Raw genomic sequence first — 3,197 nt, forward strand, 5'->3', positions numbered from 1 at the left:
GCCGGCGCCGGCACCCGCGCCTCCGCGCGCTCGGTGGTGGCCTGGCGGCGCGGTGAGGAGGACTGGAGGCCGGAGCCCCCGGTGGTACGGAACAACTCGTCGGCTCCGGGCAGACTCACTCGGCGTGACACCGGGCGAGCACCTCCCTGGCGAGCTGGCGGTAGGCGGCGGCGCCGACGGAGTTGGAGGCGTACGTGGTGATCGGCTCACCGGCCACGGTGGTCTCCGGGAACCGGACGGTCCGGCCGATCACCGTGTGGTACACGTGGTCGTCGAACGCCTCGACCACGCGCGCCAGCACCTCCCGGCTGTGCACCGTGCGGGAGTCGTACATCGTGGCCAGGATCCCGTCGAGCTCCAGCTCCGGGTTGAGCCGCTCCTGGACCTTCTCGATGGTCTCGGTCAGCAGCGCCACACCGCGCAGCGCGAAGAACTCGCACTCCAGCGGCACGATGACCTTGTGGGCGGCCGTCAGCGCGTTGACCGTCAGCAGACCCAGCGAGGGCTGGCAGTCGATCACGATGTAGTCGTACTCGGACATCAGCGGCTTGAGCGCCCGCTGCAGGGTCGACTCGCGGGCGACCTCGGAGACCAGCTGGACCTCGGCCGCGGAGAGGTCGATGTTGCTCGGCAGCAGGTCCATGTTGGGGACCGCCGTCTTGAGCAGCACCTCGTCCGCCGCCATGCCCCGCTCCATGAGCAGGTTGTAGACGGTGAGGTCGAGCTCCATCGGGTTCACGCCCAGGCCGACCGAGAGCGCGCCCTGCGGGTCGAAGTCGACCAGCAGCACCCGCCGGCCGTACTCGGCCAGCGCCGCGCCCAGGTTGATGGTGGACGTCGTCTTGCCGACGCCGCCCTTCTGGTTGCACATCGCGATGATCTTCGCGGGGCCGTGGTCGTTCAGCGGCCCGGGGATCGGGAAGTACGGCAGGGGACGCCCGGTCGGGCCGACGCGCTCACGACGCTGGCGGGCGGCGTCGGGCGCGAGGGTGGCCGCGTACTCGGGGTCCGGCTCGTATTCGGCGTCGGGGTCGTAGAAGTGACCTTCGGGCAGTTCGTCGTATTCGGCGAAGTGGTGGGGCGCGCCACTTGCGTCGCCGGTCATGGCGTTCACGTGATGGGCATCCATGCTCTGGTGTGCTGTCGGAGCCAGGTGGGGGTGCTGGCTCTGGTGGGCTGCGAAGGTACGGACCGCGACGGAGCCGACAGCCTCGATTCCGGCGGGTCCGGTGCCCCCCGCAGGCGTTCCTGGCTGACCACCCCCGGGAGTAAATGTCGACTCATTCACAAGTCGTCTTACCTCCTTGGTGACCAGGAAACTTCTAGACAGGTCAGCGTGGCACCATGCCGACGATGGGCGACTCTATGGCGTGTCGGCCGTTCGCAGCAACACAATCCGCCGGACCCGGCCTGCCGTGTCCCTTCCGGACGTGCGTGTTGTCAAGGGCGTACGCGCGTCGCACGGCGCGATTCACCCGGGCACACAACGACCGAAATCCGACGTCGAGTTGACGGTCCGCGGCGCTCACCGCCCGTTCAGCGGGCCGCGAAGACGCCACCGGCCGGACCTGGTCGCCCAAGGTCCGGCCGGTTTCGCGGTGTTGACAGCCGGGTTGACGGTCACGGTGACCGTCTCGTCATGTCGGGATGTCGACTCGGCCGTGTTTACGGCTCGTTCAGCCGAGCACCCTCTCCAGAGCGACGTGCTCCATGCCGTGCGCCTCGGCGACCTGCCGGTACACGACCTGGCCGTCGTGGACGTTGAGGCCCTTGGCGAGCGCCGGGTCGCGGCGCAGGGCCTCGACCCAGCCGCGGTCGGCGAGCTGGAGGACGTACGGCAGCGTGGCGTTGGTCAGCGCGTAGGTGGAGGTGTTCGGCACCGCGCCCGGCATGTTGGCGACGCAGTAGAAGACCGAGTCGTGGACCGTGAAGGTCGGCTCGGCGTGGGTGGTGGGGCGCGAGTCCTCGAAGCAGCCGCCCTGGTCGATCGCGATGTCGACAAGGACACTTCCCGGCTTCATCCGGGAGACCAGCTCGTTGGTGACCAGCTTCGGGGCCTTGGCGCCGGGGATCAGCACGGCGCCGACGACCAGGTCGGCCTCCAGGAGGGCCTTCTCGATCTCGAAGGAGTTGGAGACGACGGCCTGCACCTTCGTGCCGAAGACCTTGTCGGCCTCGCGGAGCTTGTTGATGTTCAGGTCGAGCAGTGTGACCTGGAAGCCCATGCCGACGGCGATCTGGGTGGCGTTCCAGCCGGAGACGCCGCCGCCGAGGACGACCGCCTTGGACGGGGCGACGCCCGGGACGCCGCCCGGCAGCACGCCGCGGCCGCCATTGGCGCGCATCAGCTGGTAGGCGCCGACCTGCGGGGCCAGCCGGCCGGCGACCTCGGACATCGGGGCGAGCAGCGGCAGCGTGCGGTCGATCTCGACGGTCTCGTAGGCGATGGCGGTGGTGCCGGAGGCGACCAGCGCCTCGGTGCCCGGGCGGTCGGCGGCGAGGTGCAGGTAGGTGAAGAGGACCTGGTCCTTGCGGAGGCGGTGGTACTCCTCGGCGACGGGCTCCTTGACCTTGAGGATCATGTCGGCGGCGGCCCAGACCTCGTCGGCGGTCTCCAGGATCCGGGCGCCGGCCGCGGTGTACTCCTCGTCGGTGATGGACGAGCCGAGGCCCGCGTTCCGCTCGACGACGACCTCGTGGCCGTGGCGCACCAGTTCGTGGACGCCCGAGGGGGTGATGGCCACGCGGAACTCGTTGTTCTTGACCTCGCGGGGGATGCCGACCTTCACGTCGATCACGGTCCTTGCAGTCGGGGGCTTGAGGGCGCATACGACGGCGCGGTGACACCGGGGCATGCACGGATATACCCGGTCACTTGTGAGCACACCGGATACACGCCGGAGAACCGGCGACGCAGCCAGTCTAATGAAGGAATCCCCGCTGTCTAGCCTTGTAAAACAAGCGATATCTGCGGGATACGCCACGGAATTCTTAGGCTCAGGGAGACATGCGGTGATCGCCCGCTCCGGACCGTGACCGCTCCGGACCGTCACCGCCCCGGACCGTCACCGCCCCGGACCCTCACCGCTCCGGCCGTCACCGCCGGGGTGCCACCCCCGGAGGCGGTTCGTCGCCGAGCATCCGGCCGGCGGTCTCCCGGTGCAGGCGGGCGGCGGCCGGGTCGCCCAGGCGCTCCA

General features: G+C 69.6%; 2 protein-coding genes. Both read right to left on the bottom strand.

Going from position 1 to position 3,197, the window contains the following annotated elements; all coding sequences use genetic code 11:
- Nucleotides 1-115 precede the first annotated feature (115 nt).
- Entirely contained in the window at nt 116-1,288 is a 1,173-nt protein-coding gene (locus tag HW445_RS32870) for a ParA family protein (RefSeq protein WP_180223027.1), read from the bottom strand.
- Between the two features lie 388 nt (nt 1,289-1,676).
- The gene (gene ald / locus HW445_RS24010) at nt 1,677-2,789 is read right to left on the bottom strand and encodes an alanine dehydrogenase (RefSeq protein ID WP_180223028.1); all 1,113 of its coding nucleotides are present in this window, start codon (nt 2,787-2,789) and stop codon (nt 1,677-1,679) included.
- Nucleotides 2,790-3,197: the final 408 nt, after the last annotated feature.

The organism is Streptomyces sp. UH6 (genome assembly GCF_013421635.1).
GTDB classification, from domain to species: Bacteria; Actinomycetota; Actinomycetes; order Streptomycetales; family Streptomycetaceae; genus Streptomyces; species Streptomyces abyssomicinicus.